This is a genomic window from Arthrobacter sp. 131MFCol6.1, from assembly GCF_000374925.1.
Lineage (GTDB): Bacteria > Actinomycetota > Actinomycetes > Actinomycetales > Micrococcaceae > Arthrobacter.
Map to the genome: position 1 here is coordinate 25,436 of NZ_KB895554.1, position 26,853 is coordinate 52,288.

Sequence of the window (26,853 nt, forward strand, 5' to 3'; positions counted from 1 at the left end):
CGCTTGCTGGCACCCCGGCCGATGCTTTCGACGCTACCGCAGGGCGGCGCCGGGCCGCGACGGTTCTGGGAGGAATTTCTCGGTCAGCTTACTAAGTCGGCTTACTAACCGTTGTTGGGGCGGCTTAGACGGCCTCGTTGAGGATGGGCCCCCGGGGGAACACGGCCCGCGTGATGCCGCCGGAGGTGGATTCGGACAGCTGGGTGAGGTAGTCGTTGCGCCGCCTCGGGGTGATCCGGGACTGCGGCTGGAACGGCTGCTCGGGGTCGTCGGCGTAGTGGGCGGTCAGGCCGTCACGCATGAGCCGGATGGCCTCCGAACGCTGCTGGGACACCGCTGCGTGCGTGGACCCGAGTTCCGCGGCGAGGTCTTTGACCGTGCGGTCGCCGAAGTAGATCTCCTCCACCACGTAGCGCATCCGTTCCGGGAGTGACTTCACGGCGGCCCGCAGGTACTGGAGTCGTTCATCCGCGAGCACGGAGTGTTCCGGCGTCAGGGTTTCGGCGGCCAGGGTATCCACGACTGCCTCGTCGAGGGGCGTCAGTGTGCGAGAGGCATCCGCGAGCGCGGCCTCCACAACGCTCTGCTGGACGCCCAGGGCAGAGGCGATCTCGTCCACAGTGGGGGTGCGGCCCAAGGCGGACGCCAGGGTTTCCTGCACGGACATGGTTTCCTTGATCCGCCGGCGGGCGGATCGGGTGGCCCAGTCGCTGGCCCGCATCTCGTCCGCGAAGGCACCAAGGATGCGCCGGCGCGCGAAAGCGCCGAACGGCACCCCGAGGCCTGGATCGAACGAATCGGCCGAGGTGATCAGGGCAATAGCGCCGGCTGAAGCCAAATCATCGCGAGAAAGGTGTGACGCCTTCGAGCACAAATCTGAGACGAGATACCCCACCAGCGGAAGGTGCTGCGTGACCATCTCGTTGCGTTCCACGCGATTCAATACTGTGTCCCCCCATGAGACCGGATCCGAAGGGTCCTCGACCCTTAAAACGCCGAGAGCCGCACCCAAAACCGACCGGTGCTCCCCCCATAGGAGTCAGCGTTCGCAAGTAGGGCGCAGCACCCATGGAGGAAACCTATCACCTGTTCCAAGATCTGCGTGTACCCTCAGGGAAAAGCTGTGCGAAAAATGCGGTGACCGCCCCGAAGCTGTGATTCACAGGGCGGAAAGAGAATGGGGCCCATGAGCGCAAGTGATCTCTCCGCGGCACTGTGGCAGGAGCGGCGGCAGCTGGAGCTGCTCCTCTTCAGGCTGGAGACGCAGCGTCTGCATGTCGTGGCCGGGAATCTGGAATGGCTGAACTTCATGGCCTCCGAGATTGAAACCGTGCTGGACCGCCTGCGCTTCGAGGCCCTGGCCCGGAGCGTCGAATCTGCTGCCGTGGCGGCCGAATGGGGTTTGCCGGCACAGACCACGCTCGTCGAACTGGTTGCGGCCGCGCCCGCCGGGCCCTGGCCCGAGATCCTGCGCGAGCATCTGGACGCCCTGCACACACTCCTGGCCCGGCTGGGCGAGGCTTCCAGCGTGAACGAGGAGGCACTGGGGAGCCTCCCGATGCCGGGACGCCCCGGCCCGGCAGGCGCGGCCGGGCTGCTGGACCAGTTGACCACGGGCGGAAACCTGGAGCGGTCCCTGGCCGTGGTCCGGCGTTCAGCCCAGCCGCTCCTGGCCCAGTATCTCGGCGGGGACCACGTCTGATCCGGAGCGGGTCCTCAGCCGTCGGCGGGAGTTGCGCGCGGCGGCATGAGTCCGCGCAGCGCATCCTCGGCGTCCGGGCCCGCTTCCGCCGCCGCGAGGTTCGCCGCCGCGATGGCTTCGATGACTTCCCGGCGCTGGATCGGCACACCCCGGGGCGCCTCAATGCCTATCCGAACACCGTCGCCGCGGCCTTCCAGAACAGTGATGACGATGCCGTCGCCGATCATGATCTGTTCGCCCGGCTTGCGTGTAAGTACCAGCATCTTCTCAATCTACCCTTCAGCCCGGGGGGCATCGTACGATTCCCGCCGGTTCTGCCATGTCGGTTCCGGCCCGGCGGGGCGCCCGTCGATCCAGCCCACGGGCAGTGCCAGTCCGTTGACGCTTTCAGGTGACCCGGTCTCCGACGCACCCACCACCGCCACAGCGGTCACGTTGAGCTGGGCGGAGAGCACGCCGACCCAGCGCGCCGTGTCCTCGTGCTTGCGTCCGGCGTCGACTACTACCCAGACCTGGTCGGCGGAGAGCGCCGCCACGGACTGCACCCGGGCCAGGGCGTTGCGGGCTTTACCCAGTCCGAACGCGACCAGGACGGTGCGCTCCGTCACCACGGCGTGGGCACGCGCGGCCGTGGCGCTTTGACGTCCCTCGACGTGCAGGTGGCCATAGGCGGAGAGCTCGCCGGCGGTCCGCACATCGGCACCCCCGGACGCCATGGACATGGCCAGGGCGGCATCCATCGCGTCCTCCCCCAGCCCGACCAGGAGCACGAGATCGCCGACGCCGGTCAGCGGAGCCGGAACCGGGGCATCCGCAGCCCTGCCCCGCCCGGTGGCGGTGCCGGCGGCGGGGGCCGGGTGCACGGGGGTCCCGGCTGCGGCCTGCCCGGCAGCGGGCGCCGGTTCCTCCGAGATGCGGGCGGCGGGGGCCGGGTGCACGGGGCTCCCGACGGCGGCCCGCCCGGCAGCGGGCGCCGGTTCCGCCGGGGTCCGGAGCCCGGCGCCGAGCTGTTCCAGCAGCTCGGCGAAGTCCGGCGATTCGGTGGATACACCGGCAGGAGCGGGCCGGTACAGGCTCCGCTCAGCGGCGTCCGCTTCTTCCAGGAGCGCGGCGATGGCGGCGCCCTGCAAGTGATGGGACGGGGCGGCGGGCCGTGCCGACCCTCCGTCGAGGCCGGTCGGCGCTGAGCTCCGTGCCGCCGGCGGGGCTGCCGGCGGGGCTGCCGGCGGGGCCGATGCTGCCGCCGCGGCTCCGGCGTCGTACTTCCCGGCCGGGGTCCCGCCGCCCGTAACAGTGCCCGCGGAAGCCGCTCCGGCGGCGGTCTCCCGGGCGGGACCACCAGTTACCGGGCCGGAATCGGTCCCGGCCAGGATGTCGGCGTCGGGCACTACCTCGCCGGTGACGACCTCGTGCTTGGACTGGATCTCGATCATGGCCTCGTAGCGGTCCTGGGCGAAGAGCCCGGCGATTCCGGGGCTGCTGACGCGTTCGGCGGACACGATCCGGGCCGCCGGACTGTACAGCTGTTCTGCTTTGCGGCGGATTTCCTCGAGCGAGGCTCCCTTAAGCCGATAGCGGTTCGGCATGGCGCACCACTCCTACTGTTTCGATCCGGACGTTGGCGGAGGTCACCTCGCGGTAGGACAACACGGGCACGGATCCCGGCTGCGCGCCGACGAGGCGGTAGATGGCGGGCCGGAGCGCGGGGGCGCAGACGAGCACGGCCTGGCGGTTGGCGGCGGCCGCGGCGTCGACGGCGGACCGCACCGAGCGCAGCACGGCGTCGAGCCGTTCCTGGCCCATGACGATCTGGCTGCCGCCCTCCGCGGGCCGCATGTCCTCGAGCATGTGTTGTTCCAGGACGGGGTCGATCATGATCACGTTGAGCACCGGGCCGTCCATGAACTTGGCCGTGAGGGCGGGGCCCAGGGCCTGCCGGGCGGCTTCCACGAGCGATTCCGGATCCGTGGAAATCTTGGCGCGGAGCGTGAGGGCCTCGTAGATCCGGGCGAGATCGTTGATGGGCACCTGCTCATCCAGCAGTCCCTGGAGGACGCGCTGCAGCTCGGCGAGGGAGAGCAGCGCCGGGGTCAGTTCGTCGACGGCGGAGGGGCTCTGCTTGCGCACGCCCTCGGTCAGCACGCGGACGTCCTCGCGGGACAGCAGCCGGGCAGCGTTCGACGCGACGATCGAGGACAGGTGGGTGACCAGGACGGAGACCCGGTCGATGACCGTGGCCCCGGTCATTTCGGCGTTGTGGCGCATCTCCCCCGGAATCCATTTCCCGGCGAGCCCAAACACGGGCTCGATCATCGCCGGGCCCGGGAGCGAGTCCAGGTTCTCGCCCAGGGCCAGCATCTGGCCGCTGGGGGCCGTGCCGCGCCCGGCTTCCACGCCGGCAATCCGGATGGCGTACGTCGCCGGCGGCAGGTCCACACTGTCCCGGGTGCGCACCGGCGGGATGACCAGGCCCAGTTCCATGGCGATCTTGTGCCGCAGGGACCGGACCCGGGCCAGGAGGTCATCGGAGGCGCCGGAGACCATGTCCACCAGGTCAGGTGCCAGCAGGATCTCCACGGGGTGGATGCGCATGTCTTCCAGCAGCTTCTCGTTGGGATCCTGTTCCGGGAAGTTCAGCGCGGTCGACTCAGCCTCCCGGGCCGTTTCCGCAAGCTGTTGGCTTGCCGCGGTCCGGCGGGAGGCGATGAATAGGCCGGCGCCGACGACGACGAACGGGATCGGCGGCATGCCGGGGATCAGTGCCATGGCGACGGCGGCGACGCCGGCGATCATGAGTGCGTTCGGTGACTGCAGCAGCTGCGTGGAGGCAGTCCGGCCCATGTCCGACTCGGCGTTGGACCGGGTCACGATCATGCCCGTGGAGACGGCCATGAGCAGTGCCGGGATCTGGGTGACGAGCCCGTCGCCCATGGTCAGCAGGCCGTACGTGTTCAGGGCGTCGCCGATTTCCAGGCCGCGCTGCACCATGCCGATGGCGATGCCGCCGACGAAGTTGATGATGATAATGATGATGCCCGCGATGGCGTCGCCCTTGACGAACTTCGAGGCGCCGTCCATGGCACCGTAGAAGTCGGCCTCGGCAGAGACTTCGGCGCGCCGCTCCCGGGCCTGGGTGTCCGTGAGGAGTCCGGCGTTGAGGTCGGCGTCGATCGCCATCTGCTTGCCGGGCATGGCGTCGAGGGTGAAGCGCGCGCCCACCTCGGCCACGCGCTCGGCGCCCTTGGTGACCACGACGAACTGGATCACCACGAGGATGAGGAACACGACGGCGCCGATGATCATGGAGCCGCCGACCGTCACCTTGCCGAAGGCTTCAATGACCTGCCCGGCGTAGCCGTTGCCCAGGACCAGGCGGGTGGAAGCGACGTTGAGGCCGAGCCGGAACAGCGTCGCCACCAGCAGCAGGGACGGGAACACCGAGAAGTCCAGCGGCTTTTTGACGAACATGCTGGTCAGCAGGACCAGCAGTGCCAGCAGGATGTTGCAGACGATGAGGAAGTCGAGCAGCGGCGCGGGTACGGGAACCACCAGCAGGAGCACGATCCCCACGATGCCGATGGGCACCACCAGCCGGTTCAGCCTGTTGTTCATGGTGCTGTCCTTTCACAGACGCTGATTCCCGAAGTTTTCGTGCCGTGTTTCACGCTCTGGTGCATGCCGTGTTTCACGCTGTGGTGCCTGCCGTGTTTCATACGGTGGCCACCGTGGTGGCCATGCGGTGCATCCCGGCGGCGGCGCCCCGGGCCTTGAGCGCCATGACGAACGCGAGGACGCCGGCCACCGCCCGGTAGAAGTCCACCGGGATCTCGTCCCCCAGCTCACAGGCCCCGTGGAGGGCCCTGGCCAGCGGGATGTCCTGGACCATGGGCACGTTCTTTTCCTCGGCCTCTTCCCTGATCCTCGCAGCCACGTGGCCGGCGCCCTTGGCCACCACGCGGGGCGCGGACTTGCCGGGCTCGTATTTGAGGGCCACCGCCACGTGCGTCGGGTTGACCAGGACGACGTCGGCGTCCCCGATCGCGGCGATCATGCGGTTGCGGCTCATGGCCATCTGGCGCGCCCGGCGTTGGGACCGGATGAGCGGATCGCCCTCGCTGTTCTTGTTCTCGTCCTGGACTTCCTTCTTGGACATCCGGGTCTTCTTGCGGTTGCGCCGCATGACGACGAAGAAGTCGGCCGCGGCCAGAACGATTCCGGCGGCCACCGCGAACTGGACCAGGGCGGCTATCCCGCCGGCGGCGGCCTGCACCACCCCGGCGACGGGCAGTCCTCCGGCGGTCAGCAGCACCGGAACCAGTCCCTGCACGACGGTGTAGAGCACCAGCCCCACGACGCTTGCCTTGAGCAGCGCCTTGAGCCCGCCCCACACGGCCTGGGCGCCGAACAGCCGCTTGATCCCGCCGAGCAGGTTGAAGTGTTCGAATTCGAGCCTGAATTTCTTCAGGTGCACACCGCCTTGGAGGGCCGAGCCGGCGAGGACGGCCAGGAACACGACGATCAGCAGGGGTCCAACGATCCCGGCAATGGACGCAAAGCCGGCTTCCAGCGCCCGGACGGCATTGCCGGGGTCGGGGGCGGACACGATCCCGCGGATGCTGAAGAGCTGGTCTGTGGCGGCGTTGGCGGCCCGGTCCACCGTGCTGGGCAGCATCAGCGCCGCGGCGCCGACGCCAAGCCAAGCGGTGAGGTCCTGGGAACGGGACAGCTGGCCCTTGGAGCGGACCTCCCGCATTCGTTTCTCGGTGGCTTGCTCGGTCTTTTCCTGTGAATCCGCCATCAGCCCACCCCCAGCACGGCTTTGGCCGCCTGCCCGGCGAGGCTGGAAACGATCCGCGGCAGGGCCAGGAACATGAAGCCGGCCAGCGTCAGGGTGAGCAGGATCTTCAGCGGGAAGCCGAGGGAGAAGGCGTTCAGCGCCGGCGCCACGCGGGTCAGCAGGCCGAGCCCGACGTCGGCAAGGAACAGGACCACCAGGAGTGGGCCGGCGATCTGCACGGCGGCGAGGAACATGCCGGACACTGCCGCGATCATGGCCTGTACCGGCTGGGAAAGGTCGATCCCCCCGGCCAGCGGCAGGGCGGCAAAGCTGCCGGTGAGGCCGGTGATGACCAGCTGGTAGCCGTCGGAGGCGAAGAGCAGGGCCAGCGCCGCCATCTGCAGGAGCCGGGTGAACTGTGCACCGTTGACCATCATTTGGGGGTCGTAGGCCTGGGCCATCTGGAACCCGCTGAACAGGTCGATCAGGCTGCCGGCGGACTGGATGGCGGAGAAGACGACGAGGACCAGGAAGCCCAGGACCAGCCCGGTGACCAGCTCCAGGACCACACCGGTGAGGAACCCGGCGGTGTCCCGGGGTGTGTAGCCGCCGGCCAGGCGCTGCGTCACCGCCAGGCCCAGGCCCAGGCCCAGCATGGCCTTGACGCGCCCGGGAATGGCATGGTGCGAGAAGGGCGGTGCCACGACCAGGAAGGCGGTCATCCGGACCGTGGCCAGCAGCAGGACTTCAAGCCAGGCCGGGTCGATCGGGATGCCCACCTCACAGGCCTCCGAGCAGGGACGGAATCTTTGCAAAGAGGTCGTTGGTGAAGGCGACCATCTCCGAAATCATCCAGTGTCCGCAGACAATCAGAGCCACGGCCACCGCGGCCGCCTTCGGCACGAAGGACAGGGTCGCTTCCTGCAGCTGCGTGATCGACTGCAGCAGGGAGATGGCCAGGCCCACCACCAGCGCCGTGACCAGCACGGGGGCGGAGAGTTTGGCGGCCACGATCATGGCCTGGAGGCAGATGTCCAGGACCGCGTTGGCGTTCATCCCGAACCCGCATAGCTCTGGACGAGCGCGGTGATGATCAGGCCCCAGCCGTCGACGAGCACGAAGAGCAGGATCTTGAAAGGCAGCGAGATCATGACCGGCGGGAGCATCATCATGCCCATGGACATCAGGGCCGCGGACACCACGAGGTCGATCACGAGGAACGGGATGAAGATGACGAAGCCGATGATGAACGCGGCGCGGAGTTCGGAGATCATGAACGCCGGGATGAGGGTCTGCAGCGGGACGGTCTCAGGTGTGGCCGGGTTCTCGGCTCCGGCGGCGCGGGACATCAGGGCGATGTCCTCCTCGCGTGTGTGGGCGAGCATGAAGTGCTGCAATGGACCCGACGCGGCGCTGACCGCCCCGTTGAAGTCCAGTGTGCCGTTGAGGTAGGGCTGGATGCCGAGGGTGTTCATCTCGTTGATGACGGGCCACATTACAAAGATCGAGAGGAACAGGGCCAGCCCGGCCAGGACCTGGTTCGGCGGGATGGAGGGCAGGGACAGCGCGTTGCGGGTCATTGCCAGGACCACGAAGATCTTGGTGAAGGACGTCATCATCAGCAGCAGCGAGGGCGCAACGGCCAGGAGCGTGATGCCGATCAGGGTCAGGACAGCGGTGGAAGGTTTCCCGTCCATCCCGTTGATCTGGATGTTGACGTTCCCGCCGTCGGGATTGGCGGGGTCGGTCGGCGGCACGGGCGCAACAGGGTCGATGGGTGCGGCGTGGCCTGCCGAGGCATTGAGCCACAGCAGGAGGACGGCAAAGAGCACGGCGGCGAGCCCCAGGGCCAGGAGCCTGAGGGGCTTTGCGCCAGCTGTTCGCGGGCGGGTGGTGCTGGTGGGGAGCGGGAAGATCAATTGCGGCGTCCGCTCCTGAGCGCGGCGGCAGCCTGCTTCCAGGTGGAGCCGGCCAGGATGGAGCCGTGCAGCGGCGGATGGCCCGCGGCGCCGCCGGCGCTGCCACGGCCGGCGTGGCCGCGGGCCGGGGGGTTCCGGTGGAGGGAGCTGCGGCGGGACGGCGGCAGGTCCCGGACACCGTCCGGGCCGTCGGAGAAATCGTCGGCGAAATCGGCGTCGTCCGAACCGTCGATAGCGGCCCTGGCCTGGCCGCTGAAGTGATTGCCGGCGAGCGGGCTGGCGTCAGCGAGGATCCGGGCGAAATCCCCGAGGCCGCGGCTGGTGCCGGGGACGGGGACTTCTTCGGGTTCGGGCGGGATGTCCCCGGTGTGCAGGACGTTGACGGCGTGCTCGGTGACGCCCAGGAGGAAGCGCTGCCCGGCGGCGTCGACCACCACCACGGAGGCTTTTTGTCCCAGGCTCTGCCGGCTGACGATGGTCAAGGCGCGGTCGGCCCGGCGCCGTCCGGTGCCCTTGCCCAGCCGGTGCTGCAGGAACCACATGAGGCCAAGCACCGCGCCCAGGGCCACGACTACCCGCAGCCCGAGGATCAGTGCGTCCATTCAGCTGAGCCCCTCGGCGACGTCGAGGATCCGGGTGATCCGCACCGCGTAGTCCTGGTCGAGGACCACAACTTCGCCGTGCGCGATCAGGCGGCCGTTGAGCAGGACATCGGCCGGGGCGCCGGCGGAGCGGTCCAGTTCGATGATCTTGCCCGGTTCCAGCGACAGCACGTCCCGGACCGACATCCGGGTGCGTCCGATCTCCACGGTCAGGGCCATTTCAATGTTGTTGATCCGGCCGAGCCGGCCGGCCACGGTGTCCCCGCCGGCGAACAGGTCTCCGCCGCGTTCCTGGCTGTTGCCGTGCTCGCGGAGCCGGACGGCAAACCAGGCCGCGGCGTTGCTGCCGTCCGAGAGTTCAAAGACGGCCGTGTCGGGATCCGAGAGGAGCCCGGAGACGTCGGATTCACGCAGGTCGGACAGGACACCGGCCCCGAAGACTGAGCTGGCGCTTTCCATCGCGGGGCGCAGCACGTCGGTCACGGAGACGTGTCCCAGCTGGGAGCCTGCGCCGGCGGCCTCGTCAAGGAAGGTGCGGTCGCTGAGCATGAGGGCGAGGTCGGCGGTCACCGCGCCGACGAAGGTCGCCGTGACCGCCTGCCGGGCGTAGGCCGCCGCGGACCGGGCGGGAACCAGGGCGACAACCTTCAGGGCCACCGGGCTCGGCAGCTCCTCGACGAGCCGTTCCGCCGACATTTCGTGCTTGGTCAGGGTGATGCTCATCGTTGGTTCTCCTCGATTGTGACAATTACTGCGGCCGCGCGGGAGCCGTTGCGGGCCGGGGCGGCAGTGGCCAGCCGGGTTCCGTCCAGGGTGAGGTCAAAGGGCCGGTTTTCCAGGTGCGGCAGGGTCAGGACGTCACCGACGGCGAGGCCCAGGACCTGGCTCGGGGTAACGAACGACGTCGAGAGCCGTACCGAGAGTTCCACCGGGACCTGCTCCAGTTGGGCGCTGACGCGGGCGGCCGCGTCTTCGCGGGAGTCGGTCGGGTTGACCTTCTTGAGCCGCCCCAGCAGGATGCCGGCCGGAACGGCCAGGGTGGCGGGGGCGTTGACGTCGCCGACGCTCATGGTGAAGGAGGCGACGATCATCAGTTCGCTGGGAGCGGCGGCCTGGGCGAACTGGGAGTTGTATTGGATGGTGTCCACCCGGACGGCCTCGCTGAGCAGCGGGCCCAGGGAATAGCCGAGGTCTTCGAGGGCCTCGTCCATGAGGCCCTTGATCAGCGCCTGCTCGATCTGGGTGAACTTGCGGTCCGGCATGGGCGAATCGTTGGAGGCGCCGAGCATGCGGTTGACCCAGCCGAGGGCGGCCGGGCCGGGGAACTGCACCACGAGTTTGGAATCGTGGGCCTCCACGGTGCACAGGACCATCGCGGTGACGGCGGGCAGCGAGGCGGCGTACTCGTCGTAGCTGAGCATGCTGACGTCTTCCAGGCGCACCACGGACTTGACCCTGACCTTGGCGGTGAGCTGGGTGCCCCACTGGCGGGCGAAGGTTTCGAAGGCGAGCTCCAGCACCCGGCTGTGTTCGCGCGCGAGCGTCGCGGGACGGCGGAAGTCATAGACGCTGACGGTCCGCTCCCGTGCCACTTCCCGCTCATCCAGAACACTCACGGTTGCCACTATCGGCAAGGGAAGCCGCGGCGTAAGCAATCCGCCGGAGGTAAAACACAGGCAAAAACAGATGCAAATACTGCAGGCAAAAGACACGCAAAAACACAGGCAAAGAACGCGGCCGTCCGCCGTAGCCGGGAACGGCTATTTCTCGCTGAGTTTCAAGGCCTCCGGAATCAGTGCCCGGACGACGTCGGGCTTGTCGGAAACGACCACAATGTCCACCCGGCGGTTCCGCTCCATCAGCGCCGGAGTGGAGTCGTCGTTGACCTGGCGGGCAGAACCGAACGCGACGGCACCGATGGTGCCTGGGGCTATGCCGCCGCGGTCCACCATGTACCGCAGGACGTTGACGGCGCGCGCCGAGGACAGTTCCCACGTCGAGGGGTAGGCCGTGATGCCGTTCGCGGCATGGCCCTCGACCATGATTTCCATGCCGGCCGGCTTGAGCACCGGTGAGATGACCTGCAGCACCCGGGAGGCCCGTGAGGTGAGCTCGGGCCGGTCCGGTTCGAAGAATGCCTGCGATCCGACGAGTTTGACCGTCAGGCCGCGCTGGTCGATCTGGAACTCGACGTTCTCGCTCAGCCCGGCGGCCGCCAGGCCGGCCTGCATCTTCTGCTGCAGCGCCTTGAGCTTGTCCACTTCCTTGATCGCTTCAGCCATGTTCTCGGGGGATGCGGTGGCCGCGCCCTTGACGGCGGCGAACGCCTCAAGGTCCTCTTTCACGAGTTCCGGCGGCACCACTGTGCCCGACGCCGTGTCCACCGTTTCCGTCGCGACCGCGCCGAATCCCGTGGCCAGGGAGTTGCGGAGCTTTTCAAACTTGTTGGCGTCCACCGTGGACATCGCGAAGAGGACGATGAACATGCACATCAGCACGGTGACCATGTCCATGTAGGACGCCATCCAGCGTTCGTCGACGTGGTGTTCTTCCGGCTTCTTCCGCCCGCGCCGCCTGGGGCTCACGCGGCCTCGTCCATCCTGTCGGGCTTGTCAGCGCCGGCCTTCTTGCCGGTGCTCTTGAGCTGGTGCTCGGGGACCATGGCGCGGAGCCGTTCGGCCAGCAGAAGCGGCTGGGCGCCGGACTGGACCGACAGCATGCCTTCCATGAGCAGCGTCATCCGTTCGATGTCCAGTTCCGAGAGCCGGGCCATCCGGGCGCTGAAGGGAAGCCAGATGAAGTTGGCGGACAGCAGGCCCCACAGGGTGGCGACGAAGGCTGCCGCGATCATTGGGCCGAGGTGGTCCGGGGTGGACAGGTTTTCCAGGACGTGGGTCAGGGACACCACGGTGCCGATGATGCCCACGGTGGGGGCGTATCCGCCGAGGCTCGCGAAGAATTTGGAGTTGGCGTGATCGCTCCGGGACTTGGAGTCGATCTCGTCCTCCATGAGCATCCGGAGGTCCTCGGCGTCGGTGCCGTCGGCGATGTTCTGCAGGGCACGGGCCAGGAAGGGGTCCTTGACGCTGGCCGCTTCCTCTTCGAGGGACAGCAGGCCCTCGCTGCGGGCCTTTTCGGCGAAGCGGACCATCTGGTCAATGCTTTCCTGCGGCTTGGCGGTTTTGCCGAGGAACATCTTGGGGAGGGCTTTGAAGGCCTGGACGACGTCTTTGAGGGTGTTTCCGGCGATCCCGACGGCGAGCGTGGCGCCGAAGACCAAGATCATGGGGGCCGGTAGGAGCAACGCCGACAGGCTGGCGCCCTCGAGCGACACCATGGCGATAACGGAGCCGAAGGCGAGGAGCAGTCCGATGACTGTTGCGGGATCCATCGTTACTTTCTGGGTTGTGCGGGCGCCGTGGGGCCGGCGCCGTCGTCGTAGGGGTCGTCGTCCGGGTCTTCAGTCCGGACCAGGCTGAGCGGATAGCCGGTGATGGCCGGAAAGTCCCGGGCTTTGCTCAGGATGTACGCCCGGTACTCCGCGATGAGCTCGACCACTTCGGCGAGGCTTTCGAGTACTACATAGGCGGCGCCGTCGAGCGTCACCAAGTGCGTATCCGGGCTCTCGTGGATGCGCTCAATGAGGTCCGGATTGACCGCGAAGCGCGTTCCGTTGAGGCGTGTGACGACGATCATGGGCCGATTCTGCTCTGTGAGGGGAAGGGTGTTCTCCTCCGTACTGTCGGCAGGCCGGGCCCCTTCGTTAGGCGCCGTCGTCAGGCGCTGCGGCAAGGTGCCGGTTCCCCGGCGCGGCCGCCGCGGCAAGATTCCCCGTGCCAAGGCCGCCGCCCGGTATTAGGGTGGGAGCTGACGGGGCCACCCGGCCCGCCCCGTTGGACGCCTGCTTCGGTGCGGTTCGTCCCTTGCAGTTGGTCCAGTGCCAGGAAATGACGGCCGCCCGCCTCATCAGGAAGGCCAGCCATGGCGCCATTTCCGGATTTTGAGCAGCCGTTGAACCCGTTTCCCCGCTACGCAGCCATGCGGGACAGTGAACCCGTTTTCCAGGACCAGGAGACCGGCGTGTGGCACGTGTTCCGCTACGACGACGTGCAGCGGGTCCTGTCCGAGCACGCCACGTTTTCTTCCCGGATCGGCGGGGACAACCCCTCCGAAACGGGCCAGCTCTTCGCCGCCAGCCTGGTCAACACTGACCCGCCGCGGCACCGCCAGCTGCGTTCGCTCGTGACGCAGGCGTTCACGCCGCGGGCAGTCGAAGCGCTCGCCCCGCGCATCTCGGAACTGACCAACGAGTTGCTGGACCCGGTGGTTGCCGGCGGCGCCACCGACCTGATCGAACAGCTCGCCTATCCGCTTCCGGTGATCGTGATCGCCGAGCTCATGGGCATTCCGTCCTCAGACCGGGACCGGTTCAAGCAGTGGTCCGACGTGATCGTGAGCCAAACCCGCCCGGGCGCCGATGAGTCCGTCCACACGGCAGCCAACCGTGAAATGGCGGAGTACTTCATGGGCATGATCGAGGAGCGGCGGCACCGGCCGGGCAATGATCTGATCAGCGCGCTCCTCGCGGCCGAGATCGACGGGCAGAAACTAAGTCCCATCGAGTTGCTGGGATTCTGCAGCCTGCTGCTCGTGGCGGGAAACGAGACCACCACCAACCTGATCGGCAATGCGGTGCTGTGCTTCGCCGAAGCGCCGGGCACAGCGGAACGCCTCGTCGCCGAGCCGGCCCTGCTCCCGCACGCCATCGAAGAGGTGCTGCGCTACCGCTCCCCCGTCCAGTCCATGTACCGGCTCTCAGCCGTCGACACGACCGTGCGCGGCCGCACCATTCCAGCAGGCTCGCCGATCGTTGCCTGGATCGGCTCGGCGAACCGAGACGGGGAGCAGTTCCCGCGCCCGGACGAGTTCGACGTCGAACGCTCACCCAACCGTCACCTCGCCTTCGGGCAGGGCATCCATTTCTGCCTCGGGGCGCCCCTGGCACGGCTGGAGGCCAGGATCGCGCTGGAGGCCGTGCTCTCACGGCTGCCGGGGCTTGCGGTAGAACCCGACGCGCAGTTGGAGCGGATGGAAAGCATGATCGTCTACGGGGCGAAACAGCTCCCCGTGACCTGGCAGGCTGCCTGACGCCGAGCGCGGCGTCAGGGGCGGCGATCGTGGCTGTCTTCAGCGTCCTTGAGGGCAGCCCCGAACCATGTCGGCAGGTGGTGGACCAGGTCCTTCTGGTCCGCGCCGATCCATGCGACGTGGCCGTCCGGCCGGAGCAGGACCGCGGGCGCGTCCAGTTCCCCGCTGACGTCCGCGACGTGGTCGATCCGATCCGCCCATCCTGTGACGGAGAGTTCGCCGGTCTGGTCCAGCAGGAGTCCGCGGCCTTTGTGGGTGAGCTCGTAGAGACGGCCCCGCGACAGAGGGATGTCGCGCAGTCGTCTGCCGAGCAGCTCGGGGCCTTCGCCGAAGTCGTAGCGGATCCCGATCGCGGTGATCTTCTCGGCCAGGAAACGGCTGACGTCCTCGAAGTCCATCAGCTCGGTCAGCAGCCGGCGCACGGCCTGCGGGCCGGGCTCGGTGGACAGCAGCTCGCTTTGAGCGCGGGTGACGGTCAGCACGCTCTCGGCAACCGGGTGACGCTCGGCGTAATAGCTGTCCAGCAGCCCGTCCGGTGCCCACCCGTTGAGCTCGGCGGCGAGCTTCCAGCCGAGGTTGAAGGCGTCCTGGATGCCGAGGTTCAGTCCCTGCCCTCCCAGCGGCGGGTGGACGTGCGCCGCGTCGCCGGCAAGAAGAACCCGGCCCACCCGGTATCGTTCGGCAAGCCGGGTGGCGTCGCTGAAACGGGACAGGGAGCGTGGTGAGTGGACGCCGAAGTCGGTGCCCGTGAACGCCCGCAGCTGCGTCCGGAACTCCTCCAGGGTGGGCGGCACGGAGCGGTCTTCGGCCACGGCCGCCGCGGGCACGACGGCGCGGTACAGGCCGTTTCCGGCGGGGCCGATGCCGAACCCCTTGTGGGTCTTGCGCACCTCGTCCGCTACCTTGGCCAGCTCGTCCGGCGGCGCGGTCACCTCCACCTCGCCCAGGAGCCACTCGGTCGTGGCCGGCTCGCCGGGGAAGCCGATGCCGAGCAGTCTGCGCACCAGGCTGCGTCCGCCGTCGCAGCCGACCAGCCAGCGCGAGCGCAGCCGTGAGCCGTCAGCGAGCTCGACGCTCACCGCGTCCTGGTCCTGCTCGACCCCTGTCACCTCGCAGCCGCGGCGGATCTGGGCGCCGAGCTCCCCGGCGCGCTCGGCCAGCAGGCGATCGGTGACCGGCTGGGGGATGCCAAGGACGTAGCCGTGTGCGGTGTCCAGGTTCGCCGGCGGGGGCTTGTCGATCCCGGCGAAGCGTCCGACGCCGCCGGGATACTGCTGCCCGTGGGCGAGGAACCGGTCCAGCAGCCCGCGCTGGTCCATGATCTCGATGCTGCGCGGGTGCAGGCCGAGCGAGCGGACCGCCTGGCTCGGCTCCGCGTCCCTCTCCAGCACGAGCACGTCCACGTCGTGCAGCCGCAACTCGCTGGCCAGCATCATCCCCGTCGGGCCGCCGCCGCTGATGATCACGTCGAAAATGTGGAACCCCAATCCCAGAAACTCACTTACCGGATTGCCCGGCTGCGTCCCGCACCCTGAAATGCGGGGGTGAGCCCGATCAGTACTCGCCCTTGATCACGAAGTAGGAGCCGCGGATAACGCCCGCCAGCTTCGATTTCTGGCGGGCGAACTTGAAGCGGGGCGCCAGTTCCTCCGGAATTTCCATGCCGTCGGCAAGTTTGAACCCGACCGCTCTCTTCCCGCCGCCCTCGATGCTGTACATGACGTTGACCGACAGTCCCGACTCGTAGAAAACGTAGGCCATCCGCAAACCGTCGACTTCGAAGGCGGTCGCTTCCAGCGGGTTGGATCCGATCACGATGTCACGTTCGTCCCGGAGGATCCGGCTCACCCGGTCAACCACGTCAGGAACTTCGCTTGCAGGGCTCACTGTGAAGATGTGGCCGTACTTATTCCGGTAATAGCGTGCCTCGTTGGCGCGCAATCCGGCCAGGGCCTCGGCGACCGGAGACGCTTCCAATCCGACAGTAGAAACGGTCTCGAAGTCAACGATGTACGGCATGCGCCCTCCTGGACAGACGTGTTGGGACCAATGCTAACGCGACGACGTGCTGCACGGACGACGGAACGTACGCGCCCTTTTAGGGTGTGATCCAAGGAGACAGCTCCGGGTCCGGCGATACCTGAAACCCAAAGCTGTCCCCCGAATCCTTAAGGGGCAATCAAGACTTCCCTGATCAGCGCTTGAGCTGGGTCAGTTCCTGGAGGACCTCATCCGAGGTGGTGATGATGCGGGCGTTAGCCTGGAAGCCACGCTGGGCAACGATCAGGTTGGTGAATTCCTGAGACAGGTCCACGTTCGACATTTCCAGCGAGCCGCCGGTCAGGCTGCCAAGGCCGGGATCGCCCGCAGCACCGAGCTGCACTCCGCCGGAGTTGCCGGTCGCGACATAAGAGGAGCCGCCGGCCTTCTCCAGGCCGCCCGGGTTGGTGAACTTGGCGAGGGCGATCTTGGCGAGGACCTGCTTGATGCCGTTGCTGAACGACCCGATCAGGGAGCCGTCGCTGCCCAACGTGTAGGACTCGAGCTTGCCGACGGGGGCACCGTTCTGGCCGCTGATGGTCAGCGAGCTCATGGCAGCGTAGCCGGAGACCTTGGAGACGTCGATGGTGATGCCGTTGACGGTGAAGTTGCCGCCGGCGGTGGGCTTGCCGTTCGTGTAGGTCACGGATCCGGTGGCTGTGGTGCCGTTGTCGTCAGCGGCGATGTTCCACGTGCTTCCGGCCTTGGTGAAAGTCATTGACACGCTGCGTTCGGTGCCGGCGGCGTCGTAAACCTTGACGAGGCGGTCCAGCTTGGTGCCATCGACGGCGTCGCTGGGCAGGTTTCCGTCCAGCGTCACCGTGTCGGTCTTCTTGGCCACCATGGTGTTGGGGTTCAGCGTGATGTCGCCGACGGGGCCACCGGCGTTGATCACACCGTTGGTGGCGGTCCAGCCCTGGAGGATGCCGCCGTCGGGGCTTACCAGCTGGTTGGCTGCGTCCGGGCTGAACGCCCCGGCGCGGGTGAAGAGCTGGCTGCCGCCCTTGCTGGTGACGAAGAAGCCGTCGCCGGAAATCATCAAGTCGGTGGCCCGGCCGGTGCTCTGCGACGAGCCCTGGGAGAAGTTGGTGGTGACACCGGCAACCCGGACGCCGAGACCGATCTGGGCGGGGTTGCTGCCGCCGGTCTCAGCCTGCGGGCCGGTGGCGCCCTGCTGCAACTGGGACAGGGTGTCCTGGAACTGGGTGGAGGAGGCCTTGAAACCGGCGGTGTTGACGTTGGCGATGTTGTTGCCGGTGACGTCCAGCATGGTCTGGTGGGCGCGGAGGCCCGAGATTCCGGAGTACAGCGAGCGGAGCATGGGAACTGCCTTTCTACGGGTGAAGAAGTGGTTAGGAAGCGGCCGGAGCAGTAAGCCCGGTGATGGAGTCGAGGGGAACGGAAAGATCGCCGATCGTGACGGACGGAACCGATCCCGCATAGCTGACGGAACTGGCGACGCCGGTCCCGGTGGTGCCGTCCGCGAGGGTGTAGCCGACCGAGTGTCCGATCAGCTGGGCCGCCGCCGTCCGCATCTGGAGGGAGAAGCCCTCCTTGCTGTTGGTGGTCAGTTCAGTCATTTTTTCCATCATGGAGAGCTGGAGGGTCTGGCTCATCATCTGGTTGGTGTCCATGGGCGCGCTCGGGTTCTGGTTCTTGAGCTGCGTCACGAGCAGTGACATGAACACGTTGGCATCCATGGTCTGCGAGGGTGTCCGCACGGCGGAGGCCTGGGTGGCCTCCCCCGCCGCCGTTACCGGCTGGGATGCGATCGGCTGAATCGTCATAAGTCGCGTTCCTTCGTGTCAGACAAGAATGTCGAGGGTGGTCTGGGGGCCGTTCAACAGCCTGGCGGTGCGGATGGCCTGATCATCGGCCAGCGCATCCCAGCGGTTTCCGGGCCGCGGCTCGGCCGGCCCGTTCCGGCCGCCCGGGCCGGAGCCGTTGCCGCCGGGGTCCCGGCCGGCGGCGAACTGGCCGCCGGTACCGGCCCGGTCCTGGCCCGTGCCGTGCTGGGCACCGTGCTGTCCGAACCCGGGACCGCTGTGATCGGAGAGGTCAAGGCTGGCCCCGAATCCGGCGCCGTGGAGTTCCCTGCGGAGTTCGGGCAGGATTCCGCGGACCGCTTCACGTCCCGCCTCCCCCGGGGCGAACAGCTCAATCCGCACGCCCGCGGCGTCGATCTGGGCCCGGACGGTCAGCGGACCGAGATCTTCCGGGCTGACCTTGAGGGTCATAATGTGCTGGCCATGGGGTGCCCCCACGAGGGTGAAAAGCGGTTTGGCCAGCTGGGGCTGGAGGGGTGCCGCGGCTTGGGGTGCCGGCGCGGACGCCGACTGGAACGCCGGCTGGGCAGCAATCTGGGCAGCCGGCTGGGGCACTGCCTGGGCCACGGTTGCCGCCGCCACAGTTTGCTGAACGGGTATTACGGCGGCCGCAGGGGCTCCGCTTTCCGGATCGGACGGAGCGCTTGCGGCGGTGGGCGTGGGTGTCGCGACGGGGTCCGCCAGGATACCGGCGTGCGCCGGCGCAGGTGCGGATGCCAGCGTGGCTGCCGGTGTGGATGCGGTTTCGGGTGCGGTGCCGGGAGACGTGCTGCCGGAGGGTGTGGTGCCGGCCTGGGCGCTGCTGGACCGGGCAGTACCGGGCGAGGGGGTCGGCACCGACGGCGCTTGTCCGGGCGCGGACGCGGCGACGGTGGCGACGGCGGCGGCGCCCACGTCATTGGGCGCCGGCGCGGGCACGGCCGCGGCGGCGGCCGCCGGCAAAGCGCCAAGCACGGGACCAAGTCCCTGGGCGGTCTGTGCCGCCGCTGCCCCGCTCGGTGCCGCCGACGCGGCCGACGCTGTGGCGGTGGCCTGCACCGGCCCTGCCGGGGTTTGCCCTGCCGGTGCAGCCTTGGGCGGTACCGCGGACAGCGGCGCTGCGGCAACTGTAGCCGGTGCGGTGCTCACGGCATTGACGGGCGCAGCCGTCAGGGCAGGATCCTGCCCAGTCCGGCCGGCGGCTGCATTGGACCCGTCGGATGTGTCGGCAAAGGCGTCTGCGCCAGCGGTCTGCGAGGCCACAACGGCGCTCGGCATACCGTCCGGCATGGTCGCAGCGGGCACGACGGCCGGAGTGTGGCGACGCCAGGCGGCCAATCCCGGGGTCGCGACGGCCGGGTCCTGCGCAGCGGCGGCCGGCACTTCGTCGGGAAGAACCGCCGAGGTCGCGGACGCAGTGGCGGCCTGTGCGGCAGCGCGGGAGCCGTCGTTGCTGTCCGACGCCGGGGCAACGGCAGGTGCCGGCTGTCCGGGCAACGCAGCCTGACCAAGTTGCGCAACCTGGCCAAGCTGCCCAAACGAGACAAACTGGGCTGGCGCGAATTCGGCCGTGCCGGACTGGGCCGGGAGGAATTCGGCCGTGCCGTAATGGGCTGGGGCGTACTGGGCCGCAAGGCTGGCGCTGCCGGACGAAACGGCGTCGGTCCCCGGTACGGCCGCGGAAGCAGCGTCGGCCGGCGGAGCAGGGGTCGCAGCGGTGCCGGTCAGCGAAGCACCGTCCGTGCCGCCGCCGTGCTGCGGCGTTTCGGCCGCCGCGTCGTCGGGCGCCGGCACGGCCTTCGCGGCGCCGGGCTCTGCCGCGGTGCTGTTGCCTGCTGCGCCCTGGACGTCATTGAGGACCGAGTCGAAGGACACGGAGGCTGTCTTTGCGTTGTCGTTGCCGGGCCGCGGGTCCGCGCCCTGCCGGGCCGCCCGGACCGGCGCCGCCAGCGCGGCCGCAAGCTCCGTCGATGCCGCCTTCATGATGCCGCCCCTGCGGGAACGATGCGCCGGATGGAGGTCAGGTTGGACTGCTGCTCCCAGGCATCGCGGATCTGGACGGTCTTGCCGGGCACGGGCGCGTCGATCGCCTTGCCGTTGCCTAGGTAGATGGAAATGTGGTTGCCGCCGAAGCTCACCAGGAGGTCCCCGGGTTTCGCTTCGGCGAGGGACGCCACCGGGGTGCCCTGGCGCATCTGGTCGCTCACCACGCGGGGAAGCTCCACGCCGAGGTCCTTGAAGACCCGCTGGGTGAAGCCGGAGCAGTCCATGCCGGTGGCCGGATTGGTGCCGCCCCACACATAGGGAACACCGATGTACTTCTTCGCCACGGCCACCACGTCATTGCCCGTCGCGGACCCACCGGTGTGTACGGATCCGGATGCCTGGGCGCCGGTGAGCGCGGCGGTCCCGGCCGCCGCAGCGCCACCCAGTCCCGATGTGCCGCCAAGACCCAGAGAGGTGCCCAATGAGGTGCCCAGGCCGAGGCTGTCCGTGAGGGAGGCGGTGTCCGTTGCGCCGCTGCCGCCCAGTGCCGCGGCCAGTGCCTGGGTGAACGTGGCGGAGTCGCCGGTGCCGGTTGCGGTCGCGAGCGAGGCCGCAGCCGCAGCCTTGGCCGCGGCGGCGCTGGTTTCCGTGGCCGCGGGCCGGCTCAATTCCGCGATCATCGACTGGATTCCCTGCATCCGGCCGATCGCCTCGGTCATGCTCATGGCTTCACCTGCTGCTCATCGCGGTGCCAGAGCGTCGAGGCAACCTCGTCCAGGGCCGACTGTTCGGCGCGCAGGTCCGCGGAGTTGACCTCGGCGTCGTGCCGGGCTTGGAGTTTTTCCAGGCCCACGGACCGCGTGCGGGCAGCGATGAACTCGGCGCGGGCGTTGGCTTCGTCGGCCTCGGCCAGGTGGGTGAGGTTTTGCAGGTCCGCGAGCATGCTGTGCGCGGATGACCGGGCCGCGGCGACGGCGCGCAGGGAGGCCGAGCTGGAGATGGGGTCATCCGTGGCGGCAAGTTCGCGGCGGGCGGCGGCTTCGCGGACCCGGACGGAGCTGGAACGTGAGCGGGCGCGCGCCAGCCCGGTTGCCGCCTGGTCCTGCTGGAGCTGGCGAAGGCGCAGGAGGCCGGCCAGTGAGAATTCGCGGTTCATGCTGCTGCTCCCAGGATCGAAGTGAGGTGGCCGAGCCGTTGCCAGGACTCGGGGTGGGCCGTGGATTCGTCCATCGGCTGCTGGAGGAATCCGCTGACGGCGTGCTCGTGGTTCAGCGCTGCGTCCACCAGTGGGTTGGTCCCGGCCTGGTAGGCGCCGACGTCGATCAGGTCCTGTGCCGCCTTGCGGGCCGCGAGGACCCGGCGGAGTGTGGCGGCGGCGTCTAGGTGCGGCCGGGAATTGACTTTGCTGGCCACCCGGGACACGGATCCGAGCACGTCCACGGACGGGAAGTGCCCGGTGACGGCGAGTCTGCGATCCAGCACCACGTGGCCGTCCAGGATGGAGCGGGCGGCGTCGGCGATGGGCTCGTTGTGGTCATCGCCGTCCACCAGCACGGTGTAGATGCCGGTGACGGAGCCGGTTTCGGCCGTGCCGGCGCGCTCCAGCAGCCGCGCCAGGATGGAAAAGGTCGACGGCGGGTAGCCGCGGGTGGCAGGGGGCTCGCCGGCCGAGAGGCCAATCTCGCGCTGCGCCATGGCCACCCGGGTCAGGGAGTCCATCATGAGGACCACATCCTGCCCCTGGTCGCGGAAGGACTCGGCGATGCGGGTGGCGGTGAAGGCTGCGCGCATGCGCATGAGGGCGGGTTCGTCGGAGGTGGCGACCACCACCACGGAGCGGGCCAGGCCGGCGGCGCCGAGGTCGTCTTCGAGGAACTCGCGGACTTCGCGGCCGCGTTCGCCAACGAGGGCGATCACCGAGACCTCGGCGTCGGTACCGCGGGCGATCATCGAGAGCAGGGAAGATTTGCCGACGCCGGAACCGGCAAACAGGCCCATGCGCTGGCCCTTGCCGAGCGTGGTCATGGTGTCCAGGACGCGCACGCCGGTCTGCAGCGCGGTGTCGATGCGGGCGCGTTTCATGGCGTTCGGTGCCTCGTTGTCGATCGGCACGCGCGGCCCGCTGAGCAGCGGACCCTTGCCGTCGATCGGGCGTCCCAGACCGTCCAGGACCCGGCCGAACAGGCCCCGCCCGGTGGGAACCAATACCGCGCTGCCTTTGGCGCGAACCGGGTCACCGGCAGCCACGCCGGCCAGCCGGCCCAGCGGCATGCAGCGCACGGAGCCGTCCAGCGCCGCGACGACTTCGGCGTCGAGGCCCGGGTTCTCTCCCACGGTCACGAGGTCACCCAGGGCGCAGTCCAGACCCGACACTTCCAGGCCCAGCCCGATAACCGAGGTGACGACGCCGACCCGTTGCGGGGCGGCCGCGGCCAGCGCGGCGGCATAGTCGGCGCCCTTGGGCCGCCACTCGGCGATCATGCCTGGCCCCGGTAGGCGCCGGCGTCGAATTCTGCGTGGCCGGACGCTCCCAGCACTGTGTCTCCCAACATGGCGTCTCCCGGCAGGGCTTCTGCCGACGCTGCCTCTCCCAGCAGCGCCGCGCGGGCACGCCCCAGGGCTGTGCGGAGGCTGGCGTCGAACCAGCCCTGCTGGTATTCGACCTTCGCGTCGCCGCGGCCGAGGGAGGGGTCCGCGATGAGCGGCAGCCCGGCGGGCAGTTCCTGGCCTTCCCGGCTGAGGACGTCGATGTCCGCCGGGTGCAGCCGGATTGCCAGCACCGTGGCGGAGTCATTCCCGGAGAGGGCGCGGGCCAGGGCGGCCCGGGCGGTCCGGGTGCCTTCGGCCAGTTCGTAGCCGAGAATGGCCTCGGCCAGTTCCAGCGCCGTGCGGGCCAGGATTTCTTCGGCATCCTGCAGCGCCTGCACGTTGCGGTGCGCAAAGTCTGTCCTGGCGACGGCGAGGGCGCGCACGGCACGGTCCAGGTCCTGCTGTCCGGCGGCCAGGGAGGCAGCCTGTTCGGCGGACATCCGGTCCCGCCAACGGCGCTGTTCCTTCGCGGCGGCGCGCACCCCGGCGGCGTAGCCCGCGGCGTGGCCTTCGGTGTAGCCGGCCTGCTCGGCGGCCGGGCCGTTGGCCCGCAGCGACGGGAAGACGACGCGCGCCGGGGCGTTGTCAGTAGACATAGTCTTCTTCGTCCCCGCGCTGGATGGTGATCTGGCCTTCGGCCTCGAGTTCGCGGATGGACCGGACGACGGCGGCACGGGCCTCTTCGATCTGCGAGGCCCGCAGCGGTCCCAGGGCGGCGATCTCGGATTCGAGGATTTCCAGGTTGCGCCCGGAGACGTTCGTGGTGATGGTTTCTAGGACCGGCTCGGAGGCGCCCTTCATCGCCATCGCCAGGACGGCCGCGTCGAGTCCGCGCAGCACCAGCTGCACGTCGCGGCGTTCCAGCTTCACGATGTCGTCGAACGTCACCATCTGGGCCCGGATCTCCACCGCGAGGTCGGGATCGAGCAGGTCCAGGCCGTCCAGCACGGATCGTTCCGTGCCGGCGTCGGTTCGGTTGATGATCTCCAGCAGCGGCTGGATGCCGCCCACCACCTTCGAGGCCTGCTGGGATACGGCGGCGCCGCCGCGGAGTTTGAGGGTGTCGGCGACAATCCCGATCGCCTCAGGCGCGCCGGATCCCATGGTGGCGATGCTGAGGGCGACGTCGGCCCGCAGCGAGCCGGGCAGCCCGGACATCACGGCCGAGGCCTTGCGCGGGCTGAGGTGGGCGAGGACGAGGGCGATGGTCTGCGGCAGTTCGCCGTCGATCAGGGCCAGGATCTGCACGGGTTCGATGTCTTCGAGGAACTCGAAGGACTTGCCGGCCATGTTGACGGTCAGGCGGTTGATGAGCCCGGCGGCCTTTTCCGAGCCGAAGGAGGCCTCCAGCAGGCCCTCGGCGAGTTCCCGCCCGCCCCGGGCCTGGCGCGTGGTTGTCAGCGCGGCCTGGTGGAAGTCCTTCATGATCTGCTCGGTGACGTCAGAGTCCACCTTCCGGAGCTTGACGATCTCGCCGGCAATCTCCTCCGCCTCGGTGTCCGTGAGCTGGGCCATGACCTTGGCGGCGTTCTCGGGGCTCATCTGCATCAGGACGACGGCGGCGCGCTGGGTGCCGGTCAGGGGCGTATCGGTTGCTTTCATGCCGGTTGCCTGTCATCCATGAGGCTGCGCAGGTAGTCCGCGGCCCGTTCCGGGTTGGCGGCGACCATGTTGTCGATTTCAAACCGGCGGCGCTCGGATTCCAGCTGTTCTGTGCTCGGGCCCGGAAGCGGGGGCAGGGCGGTGATCGGGATCGCCGACGTCGCCGGCGGAAGGGCCACCACGGGCGGGGCCACCGGCATGATCTCCAGGTCCAGGCGTTCGCCGAGGTCCACGGGCTCGCGCTTCTGGCGGCGCCGCAGGATGATCGTGACCACCAGGGCCAGGATCAGCAGGCCGAGCAGGATGCTGCCGGCGGTGACGAGGGTTCCGAAGAACGCGGCCTGCTTTTCGGCTTCGGCGTTGGCCTGGGCCTCGGCGAGCGCTTTGGCGGCGTCGTCGGCGGCGGCGGTGCTGAACGGCACAACCTCGACCGTGACCACATCGCCGCGCGCGGTGTCGGCCCCGGCGGCGGAGGTGACGAGGTTCTTCAGCGAGGCCAGGTTCAGGCCGCCGGCGGCGGCCTGGCTGACGGCGACGGAAATGGTCTGCCGCTTGATGGCACCGGCCGGGATGACCCGGTCCTCGGTGACCTTGTTGACCGCGTTGTTCTTGGTCTCGGTGGAGGAATCGAAGTTGCCGTTGCCGCTCGTGCCGCCGGGAACGGCGATGTTGTCCGGGCCGAGGACGCCCGCGGCGCCTCCCCCGGTTCCGGTGTAGGTCTCGGTCTTGGACGATTCACTGAGCGGCAGGGCACCCTCGGCGTTGGAGAAGGTCTCGCTCTTCTGCTGGGCCGATTCGCCTGTCACGTCGGCGGCAACGGCGACCGTGGAGTTGCCCGGGCCCACCACACGGTCCATGACGGCCCGGACGGCGTCGGAGGTGCGCTGCTGGTAGTCGCTGGCCTGCTTGGTGGATGATCCCGCGGTCCCGCCGCCGACGGTGGAGAGCACGTTGCCTTGGGAATCGACCACGGAGACGTTGGAGGGCTTGAGGTTTTCGATGGCGGCGGAGGTCAGGTGGACGATTGCCTGCACCCTGTCGCTGGACAGGGTGGCGCCGGCGTCGGTCTCGATGAACACCGAGGCGGTGGTGTCCGGGGCCTTGGACACGAACACTGTCTTCTCGGGGATGGCGAGCCGGACGGCGGCGGTCTTCACGCCGTCCATGGCGGAGATGGTGCTGGCAAGTTCGCCTTCGAGGGCGCGTTTGTAGGTGACGGACTGCTGGAACTCCGAGGACGTCACGCCCATCTTGTCCAGCAGGGAGTACCCGGTGGCGGCGGCAGTCGGCAGGCCCGCGGCCGCTGCCTTGAGGCGCTCGTCGTAGACCTTGTCCTGCGGCACCAGGATGGTGGATCCGCCGTCGCTGAGCTCGTACGGAACGTTGTCCTTGCGGAGCTGTTCGACGATGCCGTTGGCGTCGGTGGTCTGGAGGCCGGAGAACAGCGGGGTCAGCACGGGGCGGGTAAGCCAGGCGGACAGGGCCACAATGCCCACCACCAGCAGGGCGGCGCCAATCACGGCGATGGTGCGCTGGCCGGCGGTGAAGCTCTTCAGGCCCGCGCCGAGGCGCTGGAAGAAAGCGGTAATCTGCGGAGGCATCAGGCCTGCATCCTCATGATCTCGTTGAACGCGTCAACGCCCTTGTTGCGTACGGTGGCCATGAGCTCGAGCGTCACCTGGGCGCGGGTCGCGGCAAGCGTGGCGTTGTGGATGTCATCCAGGTTGCCGGTCACTGCGGAGACAGCCAGCTGGTTCGACGTCGACTGCAGCTGCTGGAGGTTATCCACCGCGCCGGTGAGGGAAGTGGCAAAGGCGGAGCCGTCAGTGCCGGCAACGGGGGCCGCTCCGGCGCCTGTCACATAGTTTGTCGGCAGGACGCCCTGGACGGGGGCGAAGGGGGCGACAGTCATTAGGAGCGTCCAATCTCAAGGGCGGCCATGTAGGTCTCGCGGGCGCGATCCACCACCTGCGCGTTGGCCTGGTAGCCGCGCTGGGCAATGATGAGCGCACCCATCTGTTCGGCCATGTCGATGTCCGGGTACTTCACGTTGCCGTTGGCGTCCGCCAGCGGGTGGTCCGGCTGGTAGACGATCCTGCCCTCGGCATCGCCGAGCTGGGTGCTCTTGACGTACACGCCCGAGCCCTCCGAGCCCTCTGCGGCCTCGACGTACCGGGCCTGGAAGGCGGGGCCGGACGTGGCGGAGGCGTTGTTCATGTTGGCGAGGTTGTCCGAGACGGCATCGAGCCACTTGCGGTGGACGGTGAGGGCGGAGCCGGCGATGCCGATTGCGTCGAAGGTCATCAGCTGGTCCTCAGGGCGGAGCGCACGGCGGTGAATTCGGTGTTGACGGCGCGGGCGGCGAACTGGAACCGCAGCACGGTGTCGATGTTGGACAGGGTCTCGGTGTCCAGGTTGACGTTGTTGCCGTTCAGCTGGGTGGGCTCCAGGGATTCCGCCGTGGTTGCCTGGACGCGGCCGCTCCCGGACTGCACCGACGCAGCGAGGGCGTCCTCGAAGCTGACCCGCTTCGCGTGGTAATTCGGCGTGTTGACGTTCGCGATGTTGTTCGCGATGGTCCGCTGGCGCAGTGCCAGCCCGTCCATGGCGCTGGCCAGGGCGGCGGAAGTCACGGATTCGAGCACAGAGTCCTGCCTGGGAAAGGTGGGGGTGGCCGATCCGT

Annotated in this window: 30 protein-coding genes; 2 read left to right on the plus strand and 28 right to left on the minus strand. The window is 68.7% G+C overall.

Annotated features, from left to right (window positions below; all coding sequences use genetic code 11):
* Nucleotides 1-124: 124 nt before the first annotated feature.
* Entirely contained in the window at nt 125-934 is an 810-nt protein-coding gene (locus tag C566_RS0118215) for a sigma-70 family RNA polymerase sigma factor (RefSeq protein WP_018775793.1), read from the minus strand.
* Nucleotides 935-1,186: 252 nt separating this feature from the next.
* On the opposite strand from C566_RS0118215, the gene flgN reads away from it, so the two are divergent.
* Nucleotides 1,187-1,702 carry a flagellar export chaperone FlgN gene (flgN, locus tag C566_RS22180; RefSeq protein WP_018775794.1) on the plus strand — a complete coding sequence of 172 codons (516 nt, stop codon included), beginning with the start codon at nt 1,187-1,189 and terminating at the stop codon, nt 1,700-1,702.
* 14 nt (nt 1,703-1,716) lie between these two features.
* Here the strand turns inward: flgN and C566_RS0118225 are convergent, their stop codons facing one another.
* From C566_RS0118225 to C566_RS0118285, 13 genes are all read right to left on the minus strand, one after another.
* Nucleotides 1,717-1,965 carry a carbon storage regulator gene (locus C566_RS0118225; RefSeq protein WP_018775795.1) on the minus strand — a complete coding sequence of 83 codons (249 nt, stop codon included), beginning with the start codon at nt 1,963-1,965 and terminating at the stop codon, nt 1,717-1,719.
* A gap of 9 nt (nt 1,966-1,974) precedes the next feature.
* Nucleotides 1,975-3,288: a hypothetical protein gene (locus C566_RS22185; protein ID WP_051082367.1), complete on the minus strand. Its 1,314-nt coding sequence runs from the start codon at nt 3,286-3,288 to the stop codon at nt 1,975-1,977.
* Nucleotides 3,266-5,314 (minus strand): flagellar biosynthesis protein FlhA, encoded by a 2,049-nt coding sequence (locus tag C566_RS0118235; protein WP_018775796.1) that lies wholly within the window; start codon nt 5,312-5,314, stop codon nt 3,266-3,268. Before C566_RS0118235 ends, C566_RS22185 begins: the two co-directional genes overlap by 23 nt.
* A gap of 97 nt (nt 5,315-5,411) precedes the next feature.
* Nucleotides 5,412-6,500: an EscU/YscU/HrcU family type III secretion system export apparatus switch protein gene (locus tag C566_RS0118240; RefSeq protein ID WP_018775797.1), complete on the minus strand. Its 1,089-nt coding sequence runs from the start codon at nt 6,498-6,500 to the stop codon at nt 5,412-5,414.
* Complete coding sequence (locus tag C566_RS0118245) at nt 6,500-7,258, minus strand: flagellar biosynthetic protein FliR (protein WP_018775798.1); 759 nt, start codon at nt 7,256-7,258, stop codon at nt 6,500-6,502. The genes C566_RS0118240 and C566_RS0118245 overlap by 1 nt, the downstream gene beginning before the upstream one ends.
* Nucleotide 7,259: 1 nt before the next feature.
* On the minus strand, nt 7,260-7,535 hold the full coding sequence (gene fliQ, locus C566_RS0118250; RefSeq protein ID WP_018775799.1) for a flagellar biosynthesis protein FliQ: 276 nt from the start codon (nt 7,533-7,535) through the stop codon (nt 7,260-7,262).
* A complete protein-coding gene (gene fliP / locus C566_RS0118255; protein WP_018775800.1) occupies nt 7,532-8,398 on the minus strand; it encodes a flagellar type III secretion system pore protein FliP in 867 nt (288 codons plus the stop codon). Before fliP ends, fliQ begins: the two co-directional genes overlap by 4 nt.
* Nucleotides 8,395-9,000 carry a flagellar biosynthetic protein FliO gene (gene fliO, locus C566_RS22190; RefSeq protein WP_018775801.1) on the minus strand — a complete coding sequence of 202 codons (606 nt, stop codon included), beginning with the start codon at nt 8,998-9,000 and terminating at the stop codon, nt 8,395-8,397. The genes fliP and fliO overlap by 4 nt, the downstream gene beginning before the upstream one ends.
* Entirely contained in the window at nt 9,001-9,723 is a 723-nt protein-coding gene (gene fliN / locus C566_RS0118265; protein WP_018775802.1) for a flagellar motor switch protein FliN, read from the minus strand.
* A complete protein-coding gene (locus C566_RS0118270) occupies nt 9,720-10,616 on the minus strand; it encodes a flagellar motor switch protein FliM (RefSeq protein WP_155846934.1) in 897 nt (298 codons plus the stop codon). The genes fliN and C566_RS0118270 overlap by 4 nt, the downstream gene beginning before the upstream one ends.
* Before the next feature lie 144 nt (nt 10,617-10,760).
* Nucleotides 10,761-11,585 (minus strand): OmpA/MotB family protein, encoded by an 825-nt coding sequence (locus C566_RS0118275; RefSeq protein ID WP_018775804.1) that lies wholly within the window; start codon nt 11,583-11,585, stop codon nt 10,761-10,763.
* On the minus strand, nt 11,582-12,391 hold the full coding sequence (locus C566_RS0118280; RefSeq protein ID WP_018775805.1) for a motility protein A: 810 nt from the start codon (nt 12,389-12,391) through the stop codon (nt 11,582-11,584). The genes C566_RS0118275 and C566_RS0118280 overlap by 4 nt, the downstream gene beginning before the upstream one ends.
* A 2-nt stretch (nt 12,392-12,393) precedes the next feature.
* Complete coding sequence (locus tag C566_RS0118285; protein ID WP_018775806.1) at nt 12,394-12,696, minus strand: flagellar FlbD family protein; 303 nt, start codon at nt 12,694-12,696, stop codon at nt 12,394-12,396.
* A 285-nt stretch (nt 12,697-12,981) separates the two neighbouring features.
* Between C566_RS0118285 and C566_RS0118290 the strand changes: the two genes are divergently transcribed.
* Nucleotides 12,982-14,148 carry a cytochrome P450 gene (locus tag C566_RS0118290; protein ID WP_018775807.1) on the plus strand — a complete coding sequence of 389 codons (1,167 nt, stop codon included), beginning with the start codon at nt 12,982-12,984 and terminating at the stop codon, nt 14,146-14,148.
* Nucleotides 14,149-14,162: 14 nt separating this feature from the next.
* On the opposite strand, the gene rox is transcribed toward C566_RS0118290, so the two are convergent.
* The 14 genes from rox to flgB all read right to left on the minus strand — a co-directional run bounded on the left by rox (nt 14,163) and on the right by flgB (nt 26,815).
* Entirely contained in the window at nt 14,163-15,623 is a 1,461-nt protein-coding gene (gene rox / locus C566_RS0118295) for a rifampin monooxygenase (RefSeq protein WP_043467421.1), read from the minus strand.
* Between the two features lie 79 nt (nt 15,624-15,702).
* A complete protein-coding gene (locus tag C566_RS0118300) occupies nt 15,703-16,167 on the minus strand; it encodes a hypothetical protein (protein ID WP_018775809.1) in 465 nt (154 codons plus the stop codon).
* 175 nt (nt 16,168-16,342) lie between these two features.
* Entirely contained in the window at nt 16,343-17,509 is a 1,167-nt protein-coding gene (locus C566_RS0118305) for a flagellar hook protein FlgE (protein WP_018775810.1), read from the minus strand.
* Nucleotides 17,510-17,540: 31 nt separating this feature from the next.
* Nucleotides 17,541-17,975, minus strand: a complete 435-nt coding sequence (locus tag C566_RS0118310; RefSeq protein ID WP_018775811.1) for a flagellar hook assembly protein FlgD — start codon at nt 17,973-17,975, stop codon at nt 17,541-17,543.
* Between the two features lie 18 nt (nt 17,976-17,993).
* Entirely contained in the window at nt 17,994-19,976 is a 1,983-nt protein-coding gene (locus C566_RS0118315; RefSeq protein WP_026266837.1) for a flagellar hook-length control protein FliK, read from the minus strand.
* The gene (locus tag C566_RS0118320) at nt 19,973-20,704 is read right to left on the minus strand and encodes a C40 family peptidase (protein WP_018775812.1); all 732 of its coding nucleotides are present in this window, start codon (nt 20,702-20,704) and stop codon (nt 19,973-19,975) included. Before C566_RS0118320 ends, C566_RS0118315 begins: the two co-directional genes overlap by 4 nt.
* A complete protein-coding gene (locus tag C566_RS0118325; protein WP_018775813.1) occupies nt 20,701-21,135 on the minus strand; it encodes a flagellar FliJ family protein in 435 nt (144 codons plus the stop codon). Before C566_RS0118325 ends, C566_RS0118320 begins: the two co-directional genes overlap by 4 nt.
* Nucleotides 21,132-22,460: a FliI/YscN family ATPase gene (locus tag C566_RS0118330; protein WP_018775814.1), complete on the minus strand. Its 1,329-nt coding sequence runs from the start codon at nt 22,458-22,460 to the stop codon at nt 21,132-21,134. Before C566_RS0118330 ends, C566_RS0118325 begins: the two co-directional genes overlap by 4 nt.
* On the minus strand, nt 22,457-23,164 hold the full coding sequence (locus tag C566_RS22195) for a FliH/SctL family protein (protein ID WP_018775815.1): 708 nt from the start codon (nt 23,162-23,164) through the stop codon (nt 22,457-22,459). The genes C566_RS0118330 and C566_RS22195 overlap by 4 nt, the downstream gene beginning before the upstream one ends.
* Nucleotides 23,154-24,170, minus strand: a complete 1,017-nt coding sequence (fliG, locus tag C566_RS0118340; RefSeq protein WP_018775816.1) for a flagellar motor switch protein FliG — start codon at nt 24,168-24,170, stop codon at nt 23,154-23,156. The genes C566_RS22195 and fliG overlap by 11 nt, the downstream gene beginning before the upstream one ends.
* Nucleotides 24,167-25,771 carry a flagellar basal-body MS-ring/collar protein FliF gene (gene fliF, locus C566_RS0118345; protein ID WP_018775817.1) on the minus strand — a complete coding sequence of 535 codons (1,605 nt, stop codon included), beginning with the start codon at nt 25,769-25,771 and terminating at the stop codon, nt 24,167-24,169. The genes fliG and fliF overlap by 4 nt, the downstream gene beginning before the upstream one ends.
* The gene (gene fliE, locus C566_RS0118350) at nt 25,771-26,082 is read right to left on the minus strand and encodes a flagellar hook-basal body complex protein FliE (RefSeq protein ID WP_018775818.1); all 312 of its coding nucleotides are present in this window, start codon (nt 26,080-26,082) and stop codon (nt 25,771-25,773) included. The genes fliF and fliE overlap by 1 nt, the downstream gene beginning before the upstream one ends.
* Entirely contained in the window at nt 26,082-26,474 is a 393-nt protein-coding gene (locus C566_RS0118355) for a flagellar basal body rod protein FlgC (protein ID WP_018775819.1), read from the minus strand. Before C566_RS0118355 ends, fliE begins: the two co-directional genes overlap by 1 nt.
* Complete coding sequence (gene flgB / locus C566_RS0118360) at nt 26,474-26,815, minus strand: flagellar basal body rod protein FlgB (RefSeq protein ID WP_018775820.1); 342 nt, start codon at nt 26,813-26,815, stop codon at nt 26,474-26,476. The genes C566_RS0118355 and flgB overlap by 1 nt, the downstream gene beginning before the upstream one ends.
* Between the last annotated feature and the right edge of the window lie 38 nt (nt 26,816-26,853).

What these genes read in the sequence shown, in the direction of transcription:
- C566_RS0118320 (WP_018775812.1), bottom strand. Translation starts at nt 20,704, where the DNA reads ATGAGCATGACCGAGGCGATCGGCCGGATGCAGGGAATCCAGTCGATG.
- C566_RS22185 (WP_051082367.1), bottom strand. Translation starts at nt 3,288, where the DNA reads ATGCCGAACCGCTATCGGCTTAAGGGAGCCTCGCTCGAGGAAATCCGC.
- C566_RS0118290 (WP_018775807.1), top strand. Translation starts at nt 12,982, where the DNA reads ATGGCGCCATTTCCGGATTTTGAGCAGCCGTTGAACCCGTTTCCCCGC.
- C566_RS0118300 (WP_018775809.1), bottom strand. Translation starts at nt 16,167, where the DNA reads ATGCCGTACATCGTTGACTTCGAGACCGTTTCTACTGTCGGATTGGAA.
- C566_RS0118315 (WP_026266837.1), bottom strand. Translation starts at nt 19,976, where the DNA reads ATGAAGGCGGCATCGACGGAGCTTGCGGCCGCGCTGGCGGCGCCGGTC.
- C566_RS0118325 (WP_018775813.1), bottom strand. Translation starts at nt 21,135, where the DNA reads ATGAACCGCGAATTCTCACTGGCCGGCCTCCTGCGCCTTCGCCAGCTC.
- C566_RS0118330 (WP_018775814.1), bottom strand. Translation starts at nt 22,460, where the DNA reads ATGATCGCCGAGTGGCGGCCCAAGGGCGCCGACTATGCCGCCGCGCTG.
- C566_RS0118235 (WP_018775796.1), bottom strand. Translation starts at nt 5,314, where the DNA reads ATGAACAACAGGCTGAACCGGCTGGTGGTGCCCATCGGCATCGTGGGG.
- fliF (WP_018775817.1), bottom strand. Translation starts at nt 25,771, where the DNA reads ATGCCTCCGCAGATTACCGCTTTCTTCCAGCGCCTCGGCGCGGGCCTG.
- flgN (WP_018775794.1), top strand. Translation starts at nt 1,187, where the DNA reads ATGAGCGCAAGTGATCTCTCCGCGGCACTGTGGCAGGAGCGGCGGCAG.
- fliO (WP_018775801.1), bottom strand. Translation starts at nt 9,000, where the DNA reads ATGGACGCACTGATCCTCGGGCTGCGGGTAGTCGTGGCCCTGGGCGCG.
- fliE (WP_018775818.1), bottom strand. Translation starts at nt 26,082, where the DNA reads ATGACTGTCGCCCCCTTCGCCCCCGTCCAGGGCGTCCTGCCGACAAAC.
- C566_RS0118310 (WP_018775811.1), bottom strand. Translation starts at nt 17,975, where the DNA reads ATGACGATTCAGCCGATCGCATCCCAGCCGGTAACGGCGGCGGGGGAG.
- fliG (WP_018775816.1), bottom strand. Translation starts at nt 24,170, where the DNA reads ATGAAAGCAACCGATACGCCCCTGACCGGCACCCAGCGCGCCGCCGTC.
- C566_RS0118285 (WP_018775806.1), bottom strand. Translation starts at nt 12,696, where the DNA reads ATGATCGTCGTCACACGCCTCAACGGAACGCGCTTCGCGGTCAATCCG.
- C566_RS0118225 (WP_018775795.1), bottom strand. Translation starts at nt 1,965, where the DNA reads ATGCTGGTACTTACACGCAAGCCGGGCGAACAGATCATGATCGGCGAC.
- C566_RS0118355 (WP_018775819.1), bottom strand. Translation starts at nt 26,474, where the DNA reads ATGACCTTCGACGCAATCGGCATCGCCGGCTCCGCCCTCACCGTCCAC.
- C566_RS0118240 (WP_018775797.1), bottom strand. Translation starts at nt 6,500, where the DNA reads ATGGCGGATTCACAGGAAAAGACCGAGCAAGCCACCGAGAAACGAATG.
- C566_RS0118305 (WP_018775810.1), bottom strand. Translation starts at nt 17,509, where the DNA reads ATGCTCCGCTCGCTGTACTCCGGAATCTCGGGCCTCCGCGCCCACCAG.
- C566_RS22195 (WP_018775815.1), bottom strand. Translation starts at nt 23,164, where the DNA reads ATGTCTACTGACAACGCCCCGGCGCGCGTCGTCTTCCCGTCGCTGCGG.
- fliN (WP_018775802.1), bottom strand. Translation starts at nt 9,723, where the DNA reads ATGAGCATCACCCTGACCAAGCACGAAATGTCGGCGGAACGGCTCGTC.
- C566_RS0118280 (WP_018775805.1), bottom strand. Translation starts at nt 12,391, where the DNA reads ATGGATCCCGCAACAGTCATCGGACTGCTCCTCGCCTTCGGCTCCGTT.
- fliQ (WP_018775799.1), bottom strand. Translation starts at nt 7,535, where the DNA reads ATGAACGCCAACGCGGTCCTGGACATCTGCCTCCAGGCCATGATCGTG.